Annotated in this window: 13 protein-coding genes; 9 read left to right on the plus strand and 4 right to left on the minus strand. The window is 48.1% G+C overall.

What is annotated here, in order from left to right; genetic code table 11:
* Positions 1-11 precede the first annotated feature (11 nt).
* The 6 genes from gpmM (at position 12) to FIU82_RS12465 (ending at position 5,511) form a co-directional block, all read left to right on the plus strand.
* Positions 12-1,547 carry a 2,3-bisphosphoglycerate-independent phosphoglycerate mutase gene (gene gpmM / locus FIU82_RS12440; protein WP_152441190.1) on the plus strand — a complete coding sequence of 512 codons (1,536 nt, stop codon included), beginning with the start codon at positions 12-14 and terminating at the stop codon, positions 1,545-1,547.
* Between the two features lie 5 nt (positions 1,548-1,552).
* A complete protein-coding gene (locus tag FIU82_RS12445) occupies positions 1,553-2,707 on the plus strand; it encodes a murein hydrolase activator EnvC (protein WP_367648253.1) in 1,155 nt (384 codons plus the stop codon).
* A gap of 33 nt (positions 2,708-2,740) precedes the next feature.
* The gene (locus FIU82_RS12450) at positions 2,741-3,940 is read left to right on the plus strand and encodes a S41 family peptidase (protein WP_022943378.1); all 1,200 of its coding nucleotides are present in this window, start codon (positions 2,741-2,743) and stop codon (positions 3,938-3,940) included.
* Positions 3,941-4,004: 64 nt separating this feature from the next.
* Entirely contained in the window at positions 4,005-4,769 is a 765-nt protein-coding gene (locus tag FIU82_RS12455; RefSeq protein WP_152441191.1) for a divergent polysaccharide deacetylase family protein, read from the plus strand.
* 261 nt (positions 4,770-5,030) lie between these two features.
* A complete protein-coding gene (locus FIU82_RS12460; protein WP_022943376.1) occupies positions 5,031-5,204 on the plus strand; it encodes a DUF1328 domain-containing protein in 174 nt (57 codons plus the stop codon).
* Positions 5,205-5,313: 109 nt separating this feature from the next.
* Positions 5,314-5,511 (plus strand): hypothetical protein, encoded by a 198-nt coding sequence (locus FIU82_RS12465; RefSeq protein WP_022943375.1) that lies wholly within the window; start codon positions 5,314-5,316, stop codon positions 5,509-5,511.
* Between the two features lie 63 nt (positions 5,512-5,574).
* On the opposite strand, the gene tkt is transcribed toward FIU82_RS12465, so the two are convergent.
* Positions 5,575-7,566, minus strand: a complete 1,992-nt coding sequence (tkt, locus tag FIU82_RS12470) for a transketolase (protein WP_152441192.1) — start codon at positions 7,564-7,566, stop codon at positions 5,575-5,577.
* A 367-nt stretch (positions 7,567-7,933) separates the two neighbouring features.
* Here tkt and metK point away from each other — a divergent pair, with 367 nt between their 5' ends.
* Positions 7,934-9,085, plus strand: coding sequence for a methionine adenosyltransferase (gene metK / locus FIU82_RS12475; protein WP_022943373.1), 1,152 nt, complete (start codon positions 7,934-7,936; stop codon positions 9,083-9,085).
* Positions 9,086-9,159: 74 nt separating this feature from the next.
* Here the strand turns inward: metK and FIU82_RS12480 are convergent, their stop codons facing one another.
* Positions 9,160-9,807, minus strand: a complete 648-nt coding sequence (locus tag FIU82_RS12480) for an START domain-containing protein (RefSeq protein WP_152441193.1) — start codon at positions 9,805-9,807, stop codon at positions 9,160-9,162.
* Positions 9,782-11,305 (minus strand): CYTH and CHAD domain-containing protein, encoded by a 1,524-nt coding sequence (locus FIU82_RS12485; RefSeq protein WP_152441194.1) that lies wholly within the window; start codon positions 11,303-11,305, stop codon positions 9,782-9,784. Before FIU82_RS12485 ends, FIU82_RS12480 begins: the two co-directional genes overlap by 26 nt.
* Positions 11,306-11,322: 17 nt before the next feature.
* On the opposite strand from FIU82_RS12485, the gene FIU82_RS12490 reads away from it, so the two are divergent.
* Positions 11,323-12,099: a TIGR04211 family SH3 domain-containing protein gene (locus tag FIU82_RS12490; protein WP_253946318.1), complete on the plus strand. Its 777-nt coding sequence runs from the start codon at positions 11,323-11,325 to the stop codon at positions 12,097-12,099.
* Positions 12,100-12,219: 120 nt separating this feature from the next.
* Here the strand turns inward: FIU82_RS12490 and FIU82_RS12495 are convergent, their stop codons facing one another.
* Positions 12,220-12,702 carry a winged helix-turn-helix transcriptional regulator gene (locus tag FIU82_RS12495; protein WP_022943369.1) on the minus strand — a complete coding sequence of 161 codons (483 nt, stop codon included), beginning with the start codon at positions 12,700-12,702 and terminating at the stop codon, positions 12,220-12,222.
* Positions 12,703-12,958: 256 nt separating this feature from the next.
* Between FIU82_RS12495 and putA the strand changes: the two genes are divergently transcribed.
* The gene (putA, locus tag FIU82_RS12500) at positions 12,959-16,762 is read left to right on the plus strand and encodes a bifunctional proline dehydrogenase/L-glutamate gamma-semialdehyde dehydrogenase PutA (RefSeq protein WP_151173399.1); all 3,804 of its coding nucleotides are present in this window, start codon (positions 12,959-12,961) and stop codon (positions 16,760-16,762) included.
* Positions 16,763-16,890: the final 128 nt, after the last annotated feature.

The raw sequence follows: 16,890 nt of genomic DNA on the forward strand, positions 1-16,890 counted from the left end.
CAGGAGATCCAATGACACAGCCAAAGAAACCTCTCGTACTGATGATTCTGGACGGTTGGGGTTACCGTGAAAACAGCGAAAGTAATGCGATTTTAGCCGCCAACACCCCCGTTTTAGATAAGCTTTGGGAGCAGCGCCCGCACACTCTGATTTCCGGTTCTGGCATGGATGTTGGTTTGCCTGATGGGCAAATGGGCAACTCTGAAGTAGGTCATGTTAACCTCGGTGCTGGGCGTGTGGTATATCAAGATTTTACCCGCATTACCAAAGCCATCGACGATGGAACATTTGCTGATAATAAAGCGCTTACCACTGCGATAGATAATGCCGTAACAGCGAATAAAGCAGTGCATCTGATGGGGCTGTTAAGCCCAGGTGGCGTCCATAGCCACGAAGAACATATTATTGCCGCTATTGAGCTGGCTGCCGAGCGCGGCGCTGAGCATATTTATGTGCATGCCTTTTTAGATGGTCGTGATACGCCTCCACGCAGCGCTGAAGCATCACTTAAACGCATCGATGAAACATTCGCTCGCCTCGGTAAAGGTCGTATCGCCAGTGTTGTTGGGCGTTACTTCGCTATGGATCGTGATAATCGCTGGGGTCGCATCGAAAGTGCATATAACTTGATGGTCCTCGGCGAAGCTGACTATCAAGCTGTAGATGCAGTGTCAGCGTTACAAGCAGCCTATGAGCGTGATGAAAATGACGAATTTGTAAAAGCAACAACCATTGGCGATAGCCCCGCAACCATCAATGATGGTGATGCGGTGTTATTTATGAACTTCCGAGCGGATCGAGCGCGGCAGATGAGTCGCGCTTTTGTTGATGCCGACTTTAACGGCTTCAGTAAAAAGAAAGCGCCGCAATTAAGCGGTTTCGTTATGCTGACTGAATATGCTGCAGACATCAAGGCGCCTGTGGCATTTCCACCAGAGCCACTCAATAATGTGCTGGGTGAGTGGCTTGCCAAACATAACAAAACGCAACTACGCATTTCAGAAACAGAAAAGTACGCTCATGTGACCTTCTTTTTCAGCGGCGGTCGGGAGCAAGAGTTTGATGGTGAAAGCCGTGAGCTTATCCCCTCGCCGGATGTTGCTACCTATGACTTACAACCAGAAATGAACTCTCAACTGCTAACCGACAAACTAGTGGCGGCTATTCAAAGCAACAAGTATGACGTCATTGTGTGTAATTATCCTAATGGTGATATGGTTGGCCACTCAGGCGTATTTGCAGCAGCCGTAAAAGCTTGTGAAGCTGTCGACAGCTGTATTGGCCGCGTGGTAGAAGCGTTAGAGCAAGTCGGTGGCGAGGCCTTAATTACCGCCGACCATGGTAATGCCGAGCAAATGGTAAACCCACAGACTGGTCAAGCGCATACCGCCCACACCAGCGAGCCTGTGCCATTCATTTACGTTGGCCGTGATGCTCAAGCTATTGATGGCAAAACGCTCAGTGACGTAGCTCCCACTATGTTGCATCTATTAGGCATGGAGCAGCCAGAAGAAATGACTGGTTCACCCATCATGCGTCTTAAGTAATCTCGATGCCGATGGTTTTATTGAGTCACAAACGTCAAAAGGTGTCGCTGCTGTGCGCGGCACTTTTGGCGTTCCTAAGCTTCAATAGTTTTGCTAACGAGAACCGTACCAAGCAAGACTTAACCGAAGTCCAACAAGAATTAAAAAAGAGCCAACAAAATTATCAGCAGCAGCAACGCTCGCTGGATAAGTTACAGAGCCAACTCAAGAACTCAGAGCAAGCTATCGCTGCAAATGCGAAGGAGTTACGTGCGCTCGATAACAAACTCGCAGACAACGAACGGCAACACCAAAAGTTACAACAACAGGCTGAACAGCTGGAGTCGCGTCGTAAAAAGCTTGATAAAGTTCTTGCAGCCCAAGTAAAGAGCGCCTACATGGTGGGTGGGCACGATTATTCAAAGATGCTGTTAAACCAACAAGACACAGCCAAGTTAGAGCGCACCATTAGCTATTACGACTATTTCAACAAAGCTCGTTTGCAACAGCTTGAAGCGTTACAACAAACAATGCGTGAAATAGCGCAAAACCAAGCAGCGCTGCAACAAAACAGACAACAACTGGCGAAGCTACGCGAGCAAGAACAACAGCAGCAACAGCAATTAGTTGCAGCTAAAGCACAACGACAATCTCAGGTCCAAGAGCTACAAGGTAGATTAAATCAACTGCAAAGCTCAATAGCGTATTTAAAAGATAATGAGCAGACCTTACTGAATACCTTAGCAGAGCTAGAGCGCAGTAAAGACCGCCAAGTAGCTATGTTAGGTCTGGGTAGCAGTAAAGGAAAATTAACTTGGCCGACACGGGGTAAGCTTACCCACCGCTTTGGCACCCGTAAACGCCAAGGGTTCAATTGGAAAGGAGTGGTGATCGCAGCCAGTGAAGGGAGCAGTATAACCAGTATAGAGGATGGCCAAGTGGTCTTTGCTGACTGGCTAAGAGGTTTTGGTTGGGTCATGGTGGTCGATCACGGCAAGGGTTATATGAGCCTATACGGCCACGCTCAAGCACTACTTAAAGAAGTGGGCGATCCGGTTTATAAAGGCGAAACAATCGCTTTAGTAGGCCAGAGCGGCGGTCAAATTGATCCTGGTCTATACTTTGAAATACGCCACAAAGGACGTGCCGTTAACCCAACGACATGGTGCAAATCCTCCTAATTGAATAGAGGCTGCACCTCAAGGGGGCAGCCGATGTTTGTATTCACAACTTACCTATACAAGCGCTTGTTACTGGGGCTCAGTTTTTTAGCCTTAGTGGTGCTAGCGCCTGCTTCATTGGCAAAGGACAGCCAACTCGATGAAGTGCTTTTTCACATCAACAACTACTACGTTGAGGAAGTGGACCGCGACAAGTTAGACCAACATGTACTCAGCAGTTTATTACAAGAGCTTGACCCATATAGCGAGTTCCTTGATGAGCAAGAGTTAAAACGATTATTCGATGTCACCAATGGCCAATACAAGGGCTTGGGTATCGAGGTAGAACAGCGTGATAAGCATGTAGTGGTGATCTCCGCTCTACCCAACTCACCCGCTCGGGCCGCTGGCTTACAGCGTGGTGATGTTATCGTCTCTATCAATGGCACTAAGGTGAATAACACTACCTTGGAAGAAGTCTCTGCTCTGATCAGCAGTCGTGAAGATGGGCAAGTGCATTTAGCCGTTGCTCGCGCAGGCCACTCACAACGCCTCGACTTTCAGCTTACCCGTCAGCCTATCCACATTGAAAGCGTCGCCAGTGAGCTCAAGGCCAATGGCATGGGCTACTTACGTATTAATAGCTTCAACAATCATAGTTTTCATGATGTCGCGCGTCACATCACCATGATGCAAAACGCCAACGGCGCCATACTCAACGGGTTGCTTATTGACCTGCGTGACAACCCAGGCGGTACCCTCGACAGTGCCATTGCCATTGCCGATTTATTTTTGTCTCAAGGTGTTATCGTCTCTACTCGAGGTCGCTTTGTGGAGGCTAATCAACGCTTTGAAGCGAAAGCAGGGGACATAATTCAAGGCGCCCCCATGGTCGTGCTGATCAATGAGGGCTCTGCTTCCGCTGCAGAAATTGTTGCCGGTGCGCTCAAGGATAATGACCGGGCAACCGTGGTAGGGACTCGCTCCTATGGTAAAGGGTCGGTGCAGTCATTGATCCCCTTAGGCGATGGCCGCAGTGCTTTGAAGCTGACCACAGCGAAGTACTATACCCCCTCTGGCGTGTCCATCGAGGGAACTGGCATCGTACCTGATGTGCCGATATTGCAACCTGCCCTTTCGCAATCAAATAAAGAAGTTATAATCAGCTTAGCTGAGGGGCAAAGTGCGCATAAAAACTTAACCGCACTGCTTGATAAACAATTACTAAAAGCTCAGCAACTATTAGAACAATAAAAACGCAGGCTCGGCTTTAAGCACGGGCCTGCACACTAATCATCAACAAAGATAAAAACACATTGTGCGCTTTTTAATATGGACTACGTTGTGTGTGCTGGTGCTCTTATCACCAGTACATGCGAAGCAAATCGCTATTGTCATTGATGACATCGGCTATCATCGTAACGACATGGCTGCCTTGCACTTGCCTGGCGCTGTGACCTATTCGGTGCTCCCTTTTACTCCTTACGCCGCTCACTTTGCTCAACAGGCAGGGGCCTTAGATAAGGAGGTGCTTTTGCATGCCCCTATGCAAGCTATAAACGGTAAAGCATTAGGGCCTGGGGGGCTGACAATGGATATGTCAAAAGAAGCTTTCCAACACGAGTTACGCAAGGCATTAGCCAGCCTACCCAATGCGCGCGGCGTCAATAATCACATGGGCTCGCTGCTAACACAGCAAAATGCGCCGATGAGCTGGACTATGGAAGTGCTAAAAGAGCAGGGTTTGTTTTTTCTCGACAGTAAAACAACTCCCAATTCAAAAGCGCAAACAATTGCCGGGCTATACGGTGTCAGCAATATTGCTCGCCATGTTTTTCTCGACAATATTACCACCGAGCAGCAACTACGTTATCGCTTTGAGCAGTTAAAGACTCTCGCTGATAAGTATGACTACGCAGTTGCAATTGCTCACCCCTACCCCGAAACGTTTGCGTTCTTACAACAGGCATTGCAAGAACTCGAGGGTGAAGGTTTCCAACTTGTGCCTTTATCTCAGCTAGTGCAGCAGCGCACAATTCGACTTGCTCAGGCCGATAAAAAAAGTGTAACCGAGGAAGAGTAGAGGCCTCTAAAACAATCATAGGTGGCATGGCTGCTGATGACTGGGTTCTGGTGCCGATAAACCACCTCCTCCGTATTCAGCACCTGCCCAAGTGCTTGTTCTATGAACATAAAATTAATCTGTATCTTTTACACAAACAGTGAAAGCTTTTCTTTCCTCCTAGTCCACAAAAAACAACAAACCTATTAAAATCAACAACTTAAAAGTTGGCATGGACTTAGCAACGTATATTCCGAAACGCAAATCTATGGAGGGTACATTATGTTAGGTTGGTCAATTGCATTTTTAGTTATCGCTTTGGTCGCAGCACTTTTAGGTTTCGGTGGCATTGCTGGCGCAGCCGCTGGCATCGCTAAAATTATTTTCTTTGTATTCTTGGTACTGCTGGTTATCTCCCTTGTTGCTGGCGCCATTCGTGGTAAAGCGCCAAGGTAGTTATTAGTTTTACAGTACAAGCGGTCACAGGTGAGATGAAACCCGCGACCGCAACCAAAACACGTTATTTGAATCCAGATTTAAAGAGTTAATATTCAAGGAGAGTTCTATGTTTAATCATTCAGCAACAAAAGCATTTATCGCTACATTATTTGCCGCAGTATTCGCTATGGGCTGTGAAGACAGTGGCGGTGCCGAAGAGGCAGGTGAAAAGATTGATGAGGCGATCACAGACACTCAAAACGCGGTCGAAGACGCGTGTGAGAATGTTAAAGAAAACGCCGGTGCAGAAGAAACAAACTGCTAATACAGGCTTATCTTCAAACAAAAAACCCGCGAAGTTCGCGGGTTTTTTTACGTCTCTAATTATTTAAAACTGACTGTTGGCCGCCGCAACCACATTGTCTACGGTGAAGCCAAAGTGCTTAAACAATTCGCCCGCTGGCGCTGATTCACCAAAGCTAGTCATGCCGATAACTTTGCCATTCAAACCAACATATTTGTACCAGAAGTCGGCAATGCCTGCCTCTACGGCGACACGGCGAGTCACACTGCTGGGTAGAACACTTTCTTTGTACTGTGCGTCTTGTTGATCGAACAAGTCCGTTGATGGCATAGACACCACGCGTACCTGACGACCTTGAGCGCGAAGCTCAGAAGCTGCATCCATAGCAAGTTGTACTTCCGAGCCTGTGGCAATCAGGATAACTTCTGGCTCGCCATCACAGGTTAATACATACCCACCTTTTTTCACATCAGCAAGCTGCTGCGCATCGCGTGCTTGCTGAGCAAGACCTTGACGCGTAAAGACCAGCGACGTTGGCCCATCTTTGCGCTCTATCGCTTGCTGCCACGCAATGGCTGACTCAACTTGGTCACATGGACGCCAATTCACTAGATTCGGTGTATAACGTAGGCTCGCCATTTGCTCAACCGGTTGGTGAGTCGGTCCATCTTCACCCAGGCCGATGGAATCGTGGGTGTAAACAAAGATGCTAGGCGTCTTCATTAGTGCAGCCATGCGCACCGCATTGCGTGCATACTCCATAAACATCAAAAAGGTTGCACCGTAAGGAATGAAACCTTTGTGCAGGGCAATGCCATTCATAATGGCGGACATACCAAATTCACGCACACCATAGAAAATGTAGTTACCTGACGCGTCGTCTTTACTAAGGCCTTTTGAACCACTCCAAATAGTTAAGTTCGATCCGGCCAAATCGGCTGAGCCGCCCATAAACTCGGGTAGCATGGGGCCAAAGGTATTCAAGGCATTTTGCGATGCCTTACGTGTTGCTGGGCTATCAGGGTTTGCTTGTAACTGCTCAATATAGGCTTGCGACTTCTCAGCCCACTCAGCAGGCAATTCGCCATTTTGGCGACGTTCAAACTCAGCAGCAAGCTCAGGGTATGCCGCCTTGTATGCCGCAAACTTATCCTGCCAACTCTGCTCTGCTTGTGTGCCCTTCTCTTTAGCATCCCACTGTTGATAGATATCATCAGGAATCGCAAAGGCGTCATGAGACCAACCCAAGAACTCGCGCGCAGCTTTAATTTCATCATCGCCCAACGGCGCACCGTGGCAATCATGGCTTCCTGATTTATTCGGAGAGCCGTAACCAATCACTGTTTTACAACAGATAAGCGTTGGCTTGTCACCTTGGGCGCGACCTTCATCAATAGCAGCGCGAATAGCCTCGCTATCGTGACCATCAACATTACGCACCACGTGCCAGCCATAAGACTCAAAACGCGCGGGAGTGTCGTCACTAAACCAGCCTTCTACCTCACCATCAATAGAAATACCATTGTCGTCCCAAAACGCAATCAACTTACCAAGGCCTAGAGTTCCTGCAAGCGAACACGCCTCGTGAGAAATCCCTTCCATTAAGCAGCCGTCGCCCATAAAAGCGTAAGTATAGTGATCAACAATTTCATGGTCAGCGCGATTAAATTGAGCAGCAAGGGCTTTCTCCGCAATTGCCATGCCTACCGCATTGGTGATCCCCTGTCCAAGCGGGCCCGTAGTAGTCTCAATACCCGGAGCGTAACCGTATTCAGGGTGGCCCGGAGTTTTTGAATGAAGCTGACGGAAGTTTTTAATTTCCTCAATAGGAAGATCATAGCCGCTTAAGTGTAAAAGCGAATAAATCAGCATTGAACCGTGGCCATTTGAGAGAATAAATCGGTCACGGTCAGCCCAGTTAGGGTTGCTCGGGTTATGCTTAAGATAATCGCGCCACAGTACTTCGGCGATATCGGCCATGCCCATCGGGGCACCCGGATGACCTGATTTAGCTTGTTGAACCGCGTCCATGGAAAGCACGCGAATGGCGTTTGCAAGTTCTTTGCGTGATGGCATGAATTCTCCTACCTTTAAATGTATTTGCGCTGGGGCTTCACTCGCGCTCATGCTGGCGCGGGTAAAGAATAAGACGAAAGCCCATTCTTACTTATTCATCTGCCCCCTGCAATTAAAAATTGGGCATCGAGCGAGTAACTTTAGAATTACTCATAACGAATAAAAATACTGATAACTAAAAGAGTACAAAAACACCAAGCAATAAAGGTCAAAAGACCGCTATACAATCAATTTTATTTAGACGTCTAGGCGTAAAAAGCTAGGAAATCACCTGTGATTTAGCTAGAATACGCGCCTTAATTTATGCTGCGCTCAACCCAGTGGCTGGTATGATCTTGGGAAGCGCGATACTTGTGAGCAGAAACTTATGGCAAAACATTTATTTACTTCTGAGTCTGTGTCTGAAGGACACCCGGATAAAATCGCTGACCAAATTTCTGATGCGGTACTCGATGCTATTTTGGCGCAAGATCCCCATGCCCGTGTAGCCTGCGAAACCTATGTGAAGACCGGTATGGTGATGGTGGGTGGTGAAGTCACAACCAGTGCTTGGGTCGACATCGAAGAGTTAACGCGCAAAACCGTGCGCGAAATTGGCTACACCCATTCCGATATGGGCTTTGATGCCGACTCATGTGCAATTCTAAACACCATTGGTAAGCAGTCTCCTGATATTAATCAAGGTGTTGACCGCGCTCGTCCAGAAGAGCAAGGTGCAGGCGACCAAGGCTTGATGTTTGGTTATGCCTGTAATGAAACCGACGTGCTCATGCCAGCGCCCATTACCTATTCACACCGCTTGGTACAACGCCAAGCCGAAGTGCGCAAAAATGGTGAATTACCGTGGTTACGCCCAGACGCCAAGTCACAGGTGACCTTTGCTTATGAGAATGGCAAGGCCGTTGGTATCGATGCCGTCGTGCTGTCAACGCAACACTGCGATTCTATTGCGCAAGATGACTTGGTTGAAGCGGTCATGGAGACCATTATCAAACCAACGCTACCGGCAGAGCTTATTACCGATGCGACTAAATTCTTCATTAACCCCACAGGACGCTTCGTGATCGGTGGCCCGATGGGTGATTGCGGCTTAACTGGTCGTAAAATCATCGTTGATACTTATGGCGGTATGGCACGTCACGGTGGTGGCGCATTCTCAGGTAAAGATCCATCGAAAGTGGACCGCTCTGCCGCTTACGCAGCACGTTACGTTGCCAAAAATATAGTCGCGGCCGGCCTGGCCGATAAATGCGAAATCCAAGTGTCTTATGCCATTGGCGTTGCCGAGCCAACGTCCATCAGTGTTGAAACCTTTGGCACCGGCAAATTAGACGAAACGCGTTTAATCGAACTGATCCGCAAGCATTTCGATTTACGTCCTTATGGTCTAATTCAAATGCTTGATTTAGAACGTCCGATTTATCAGCCTACAGCGGCTTACGGCCACTTTGGTCGCAATGAATTCCCATGGGAAGCGACCGATAAAGCACAGGCACTTAAAGCCGACGCTGGATTATAAGTGAATTACCTATAAGTTAATTGAAAAGCGCCTGCATGGCGCTTTTTTTATAGCTATAACCCTACTCTCGGCAGTTAATCCTCGCCGCAATCGCCGGCACTGATTGGCGCGACTTGCAGAGCCTGTACTGCTGCTAACTGACTTTTCAAGCTCATCATAGTTTTAGATACACTTTTCAACGATACTTTATTACTGAGCCAGCGTGGAAGCTTACCACCTGGGTCGGCAAAAACCTGATAGCGGATAAGTAAGCCGTCGTCTTGCTGCGTCATTCGCCAGTTAGCAGTCAAGGTTGTGATGCGTACCCTATCACTTTTACGAGCGATATTTGGGTTATAGGCATGCACCCGTAACTCAGTGGTATAGTCATTGACACGCTGATAGCAACTTTGTGTATAGAGCTCCCTATCAGCAACGGGCCAAGGCGAATTAATCACCGTGTATACGCGGTTGCGATTACCTTGCGAGTGCAAAAGACGAACTTCTTGTACTGCATGCAACCACTGCGATGCTTGTTGGGTGTTATACAGTAGCGTCAGTAACTGAGCTGTGCGGGCGTCGGCAACGAAAAGCTCAGCATAAATATGGTAGATACCATCTTTACTGACGGTATAGACCACTTTCAAATCAGGGAGATTTTTATAATTCCGCCAAGGTTGGATTTCAGCCCCAGCTGCAAAGCTGAGGCTAAGTAGGCTAATCGCGCCAATAAGGTTGAACATCACGAGTCGCTTTTCGGCTTTGCTCCATGGCACTCAACAGACTATCGGTTTTTTGCGTCAACCAAGCCTGAATTTTGATGAATTGCTCGCTCTCATTACCTTGGCACAGCTGACCGAGGTAATCGAGGGTGAATAATTCAAAAGTGCCGTGCACAATATCTAGCCATGGCGCCCGAAAGCTCATGCGCAAAGACTCATCAAACAATGCGCCCAAACAACAGCCACTTAAAAGATTGCGTTCCAAGCGCTGCTTAAGCTGTAAGTACTGCTCGCTGGCTAGCGGCTGTTGAGGCTCAACGAGCTCTTTCATTTCCTGCCAATCATAGTCGAGTAGCCGTGCCGCCAGATCATGAATTGGCTGTTCACCAGCCTGAAGTTGCGCTTGCCCCCATGATTGTCGCCACCCTCGCTCGGTCAACCAGATTGTTAAATCTAACAACAGCAGGTTATAGCGTGTGCTAGTGAATATAGCCTGGACATCGTCAATGCTTGGTTGGATGGATTTTAGATCGCCTATCACCTGAGTCAGCTCTGGTGCTGCATTGATTTTCTTATAATAAGCATGCTTTTTCGAGGTAAAGGTTTTCAGTTGAATCGCCGTCTCGACCCAACTTAATTCGCTCAGTAACCACTTAAGTTCACCGCGCAGACGCTCGGTCGCTTGTTTTTCAACGATATCGCTGAATAACCACAAACTATGGCGAATAAGACTGACACCATCGGTTACCCGTTTCAGTGTTTTAAGGGTCGGCTTTTGGAAATAACATTGTTCGTGTTTTTGTACAAAAGCAATGCCATAACTCAAGCACTTCTCCAGTGCCCGCTCTTGGCTGTCATCGTTGCTCAGCGGCACAAGGCCAATCTCTTTACTGGCTTTGAGCGGCTGATCGTCCGCCAGCCGATAACCTCGAGCTGCCTTTGAGTAATAACCCATGCGTAGAGGCAGGTTATCGATTAATTTTTCAGCTAGGGAAAACAGCTCACTGCGCTCCCCCTTTACTAATTCAATCTCAAGTTCGCAAATCGGCTCTACATTGGCGTTGGCCGATACCTCCCCCTTATCCAGAACCACTTCAATTTCAGTCCCGGCTTGGGTTTCAACTAACCAAGTACGACGAATAAAGTTAGTACTAAATAGCGGATAGAGGTTGTCGGCTAACGCGTCCACTTGCACCCCATGAGGCCAAATACTGGCATCAAAGTCGTGCAGCTCTGGACGATTTCCGTCAATAGGCAAATTGTACTCTGGACGCTGGTGCAGCCCACCCACGTTCTCCCCTGCAAGCTTAATGGTTTGCTCACAAATGCCGTCACAACAGCGAGTGCGAAGACCAATATCTAATGCTCTAAGCTCTCGGCTCGGGGTGTCGAAATAAGCATTTTGCAGGTTGCGTGCGGGTTTATTTTTTACGGTTTTTGCAAACTGGGTAATGAGTGCGGGTATGGACGGTATCACCGCCTCGGAAACTAAAAACTTAAGCTCTATCTCAGTGTCCATGCGCTATAGGAAGACCAATGAAATCGTCAAAAGCACAACATAAACAAAGCCGCCTACGAATGCAAACATTTTGCCATTTGACCGTGCTATTTTGCCCCTTTACTAGCGTCGGTGAGTTACAAAATCCCCCTTGCCAATCACTGCGCCAACCCATACTATGCTGGGATTGGAGAAATTATTTACGTAAAACAAGGTTAAGTTGGATGGTCAAACACGCCTGTGTCGCGCTTGCTTTTATGCTCAGCGCATTGTTCACCACCGCAGCACACGCAGAACAAGGCACCGCCTATATCAGTGATGAACTGTATATCTTTATGCACTCTGGAGCAGGTAAAAACTACCGCATTTTAGGTTCAGTTGATGCGGGCACGCCAGTGACACTGGTGAGCGGTGAAGAAAATAACGGCTTTCTCGAGATAATCGATGATAAACAGCGCCAAGGCTGGGTTGAAACTAAGTTCATCAACCAAGATAAAAGCTTAAAGATTCAATATCAGGAACTTGGTGAGCAGCTGGCACAAACTCAACAGGCATTGCGCAATGCCCAAGCACAGCTTCCCGAGCTACAAACGCTGAATCGCGACTTGCAGGAGCAAGCCCAGCAGTTGCAAGCTCAACTAGATCAAGCGATTGCCGAGCGCGACGCGCTTAATGCTAAACAACAAGGTTTAAAGGCCAAAGAAAAGCGACAGTTACTCACCTACGGTGGGGCAATTGCATTTATTGGTCTATTCTTAGGAATAATCCTCACCGTTATCTTGTCGCGCCGCAAGCGCTATGACGGATGGGCATAATCACTATTTTCAATTTGCATTGAGCCAAAAAGAGCACCTAGGTGCTCTTTTTTTTGCCAGCCGCTAATAGCGCTATTCGTAAACTCTATATTACAGCTTGTGTTTGCATGCTCAGGGCATTCACAGCTCGATACTGAGCCCAGTATCTTCTTTTACTTTTTCAATCACCATGTACGTATGATGCGTACCGACCCCAGGAATATCCACTAAATCTCCCAGTACTTGGCGGTATTCGTTCATATCACTGACACGCACCTTGAGTAAGTAGTCGTAGCCTCCAGCAACCATATCGCACTCCACTACTTGTGGTGTATTGAGGATATGCTCTTTAAAAGTTTTAAATACCGAAGTATTAGATGTCACTAACGACACCTGCACATGGGCCAATAAACTTTGGTTTAATTTTTGCTCACTGAGCTTAGCATGATAGCCTTCAATAAAGCCTTCTGATTCGAGCCGTTTTACACGGTCGAGGCAAGGGCTAGGACTGAGGTTAACTTGCTTAGCTAAATTGACGTTAGAGATCCGACCATTGCGTTGTAAAACGTCGAGAATAGCGAGATCGATTCGGTCTAAGGTGCGAGGTTTAGCTGTTAAAGACATAGCAGCATTTTATACGGACAACGAAGAAATATGCCCTGTAAATTATCGTATTTCGAAAAATTAAACCAGCATATTCTGCGGCATTTTCATTAGAATGCCCGCGAATATGTATTCATATTGAGTGCAATCTCACCTTCGCGTTTTAGCAGCGGGGTGACCTACACTGTAGTAATTGTCGTAACCGAGGCCCCACCATCTCACCTTGTGGTGTGGGTACAGTTGCTATTTTTAGACTCCATGATTTTGAGGGTTGCTTATGTTATTTGAAGGCAATTTGATTACTGAATGCCCTATCCGCCAGAAGATCCGTGACTTCTATCGCATTGATGAAAATGAAGTGATTGATCATATTTTACCACTGGCTGAAGTAGGCGTTACGGCACGCAGTCGCGCTTGGGAGCGCGCACGACAAATGGTATTGAATATCCGCAAGGACCAAGACGGTCAAAACGGTATTGATGCCCTGTTAAATGAGTTCTCCCTGTCGACTGAGGAAGGGGTGGTGTTAATGTGTTTGGCCGAAGCGCTATTGCGAGTGCCAGACAAAGAAACACAGGATAATTTAATTCGCGATAAACTCGCTAATGGCGACTGGAGTTCGCACTTAGGTAGCAGTGAGTCGCTATTTGTTAATGCCTCATCGTGGGGCTTGTTGGTCACCGGAAAAATGGTGAACTACACCGACAAAAACAAAGAAGAACAGTTTGGCCTGCTAAAACGCACCATGGGCCGCCTTGGCGAACCGGTGATCCGTAAAGCAGTGAACTATGCCATGAAGATCATGGGCAAGCAGTTCGTTATGGGGCAAACCATTGATGAAGCCATTGAGCGCGCCGAAGAGACCGAGCGCAAAGGCTATGTTTACTCATACGACATGCTAGGCGAAGGCGCCCGCACTATGGCGGATGCTGATCGCTACTACGACAGCTACGTCAATGCAATTAATGCCATTGGTAAAGCGGCCAATGGTCGCGGCCCAGTAAAAAGCCCCGGCATTTCCGTTAAATTATCAGCAATTCATCCACGCTACGAGTTCACCCACCGTGAACGCGTCATGTCAGAGATTGTGCCCAAGCTAAAAGAGCTTGCACTGTTGGCGAAAAAATACGATATCGGCCTCACCGTTGACGCCGAAGAAGCCGATCGCCTAGATATTTCTCTTGATGTCATTGAAGCGGTATACAGCGATCCTGATTTAGGTGACTGGCAAGGTTTTGGTCTGGCCGTACAAGCCTATCAAAAGCGCGCTATTTTTGTTTGTGAGTGGCTTACAGAACTTGCTCGTCGTGTAGGTCGTAAACTGATGGTGCGTTTGGTTAAAGGCGCGTACTGGGACACCGAGATTAAAACCACACAGCAAGACGGTTTAGACCACTTCCCGGTCTTCACCCGTAAAGCCACTACCGATGTGTCGTACAAAGCCTGTGCCATCAAACTAATGGAAGCACGTGATGCGCTATTCCCACAGTTTGCCACTCACAATGCCTACACTGCAGCGACCATTTTAGAAGTCGCTAAAGGTGACCATCACGGCTTTGAATTCCAGCGCTTACACGGTATGGGTGAATCTCTTTACGACCAAATTGTACTCAAAGAAAAGATTCAATGTCGTGTGTATGCGCCAGTGGGCCAGCATGAAGATTTGCTTGCTTACTTGGTACGTCGCCTGCTTGAAAACGGCGCCAACTCGTCATTTGTAAATGCCATTGTTGATACTAAGCAACCGGTAGAAGCACTGCTGCCAGATCCGGTAGAAACCCTGCAGGGTCTGCGTAATAAATACAACAAGCAGATCAAATTACCTATCGAGCTTTATGGTAGTGAACGCGCCAACTCAAAAGGCTTAGACCTGACTGATATCAATGCCATCACGCCGCTAAAAGAAAACCTTGATACCTGGTTCGAAGAACATCGTATTAGCGACGATCAGGTTGCTGAGGGTAATTTAGCAGTGCGTAACCCTGCTAATCACAAGGAAATCATTGGCCAATTGCATTTGCAAAGTGGCGAAGAGATGAAGACCTTATTGGAAAATGCCGAAAAAGAGTTTATCTCTTGGTCAGCAACGCCAGTAAAAGAGCGCGCAGACTTATTGCGCCGTGTCGGCGATATCCTTGAGCGCCACCATGATGAGCTGGTTGCCTTGTGTATAAAAGAAGCCGGGAAAGTGACCCAAGATGGCATCGATGAAGTCCGTGAAGCCGTAGACTTCTGCCGCTACTATGCCGCACGCGCCGAAGAACTCGCCGAGGACGAGCGTTTCGAGGCACGTGGCGTGATCCTCTGTATTAGCCCATGGAACTTCCCACTGGCTATTTTCCTTGGCCAAGTTGCAGCGGCTATCGTTACTGGTAATACCGTGATTGCCAAGCCAGCGGAGCAAACCAGTCTTATCGCTTTGCGCGCCATTGAACTGATGCATTCCGTCGGCTTGCCACAACATGTGGTGCAGCCAGTGATTGCTCGCGGTAGCGAAGTGGGTGAGCATATTGTTCCTGATGAGCGCATCCAAGCAGTGATGTTCACAGGTTCCACAGAAACAGGTACGCTGATTTCCCGCACTTTAGCGGCTCGTAACGACATTCAAGTGCCCTTGATTGCCGAAACGGGCGGTCAAAACTGTATGATTGTCGATTCGACAGCGCTGCCGGAACAGGTTGTTGATGATGTCATCAAGTCTGGCTTTCAAAGCGCGGGTCAACGCTGTTCAGCATTGCGCGTGTTATTTATTCAAGAAGATGTTGCCGATGGCATGATTGAAATGCTCAAAGGCGCATTGGCCGAGTTGCATGTGGGCGACCCTGCCTACCTGTCTACCGACATCGGGCCGGTGATTGATGAAAAAGCACTGAAAACCCTCAACGATCATGTTGAGTACCTCAAAGGCAATGCGACCTTGCATTATGAATGTGCGATTCCTAATAACAGCGAGAACGGCGCGTACTTCTTTGCCCCGCGACTGTATGAAATCAAAGATTTATCGGTGCTCAAGCGCGAAGTGTTTGGCCCTATCGTGCATATCGTTCGCTACAAAGCCAGTGAGTTGGACGATGTGATCGATCAAATCAATGGTACCGGCTATGGCCTGACCATGGGTGTGCACTCTCGTATTGAAGAGCGCTGCCAGTATGTCGCTCGTCAATCTCGTGCCGGTAACGTATACGTTAACCGCAATATGATTGGCGCTATCGTTGGTGTGCAACCATTCGGTGGCCGAGGCCTGTCTGGCACCGGACCAAAAGCAGGTGGCCCTAACTACTTATTGCGCTTGGTCAAAGAGAAGGCCTCGCCTGATAACGTGCAAATGACTGATTTGCCACCTGATGAGCGTGACCTTCACCATTACTCCGGCGCCAGCGAGAAAGTTGAAGAGCTGATGAGTAATTCATTGCGCGATGAGAAGATTTGGCGCGCTACCGCGTTGAATGATCGTGTTTCGGCATTGCGTCAGTTACTGGCGAAGTTGGCGACGGTAGAGATCCTCGATGAGCTAGCCGATGACTTGGCAATGACCTTGAGCGATGCCAGAGCACAAATCAACCGTATCGAAAAGCGGATGAAACGCCATAAAGAGCTACCAGGACCAACAGGGGAATCAAACACCCTGCACCTCGAACCTCGTGGCTGTGTCGTGTGTTATGCCGATAAGAGTACGTCCTTTAATTTCTGGGCTATCTCTATCATCACCGCATTAGCGGCCGGTAACACAGTGATCACTGTGGCCTCAGAACTATTCTATGAAGAAGCGCAAGCATTCAGAGATAAGTTCGTTGCCACAGGCGTTGCCGAAGGCGTGTTGCAGGTAGCAAAACCCAATCAGCTACAGGCAATTTTGGCTCACCGTCACCTAGCCGGTGCCGTAGTAGCCGCACGCTCATCGCGCTTAGGTTACTTCGCACAGCAACTTGCGGGCCGTAAAGGCGCTATCCTGCCGGTGATCAGTGCCGAGTACTACGACACACTGATTAATCGTCTGCTGACCGAAAAAACGATCAGTATTGATACCACCGCATCAGGGGGCAACACGTCACTGATGACGCTCGTGGAAGACGACGAATAGTTATAACTAAGCTATTGATTAAAAAGGCGCCGTCGGCGCCTTTTTTATTGCCTGCAGCAGTAATTGTTGCTACCTAGCAAGGGGAAACTTTGCTATGTTTTAAGGAAGAGTTCATAAAGCGGTAAATC

The sequence above is a fragment of the Pseudoalteromonas sp. THAF3 genome (assembly GCF_009363775.1).
Taxonomy (GTDB): domain Bacteria; phylum Pseudomonadota; class Gammaproteobacteria; order Enterobacterales; family Alteromonadaceae; genus Pseudoalteromonas; species Pseudoalteromonas ruthenica.